The sequence below is a fragment of the Flavobacterium azizsancarii genome (genome assembly GCF_027980145.1).
GTDB classification, from domain to species: domain Bacteria; phylum Bacteroidota; class Bacteroidia; order Flavobacteriales; family Flavobacteriaceae; genus Flavobacterium; species Flavobacterium azizsancarii.
In genome coordinates, this window is record NZ_JAMZNK010000130.1 from 1 (window position 1) to 366 (window position 366).

Annotated in this window: 1 pseudogene; it reads left to right on the forward strand. The window is 43.4% G+C overall.

What is annotated here, in order from left to right:
• Positions 1-366, forward strand: a pseudogene (locus NJT12_RS24920) (hypothetical protein); the annotation flags it as partial.

The window sequence follows — 366 nt, forward strand, 5'->3', positions numbered from 1 at the left end:
CAAAAGGAGATGATGGAAAAGATGGTGCTGATGGAAAATCAATTACCGGCGGTACCGGAGCACCAGGCGCAACAACCCCAGGAAAAGATGGAGATACTTATGTAGATAATAGTACAGGAGATGTTTATGTGAAACAGGGAGATACCTGGGTAACTACAGGAAATATCAAAGGACCAAAAGGAGATGATGGAAAAGATGGTGCTGATGGAAAATCAATTACCGGCGGTACCGGAGCACCAGGCGCAACAACCCCAGGAAAAGATGGAGATACTTATGTAGATAATAGTACAGGAGATGTTTATGTGAAACAGGGAGATACCTGGGTAACTACAGGAAATATCAAAGGACCAAAAGGAGATGATGGAA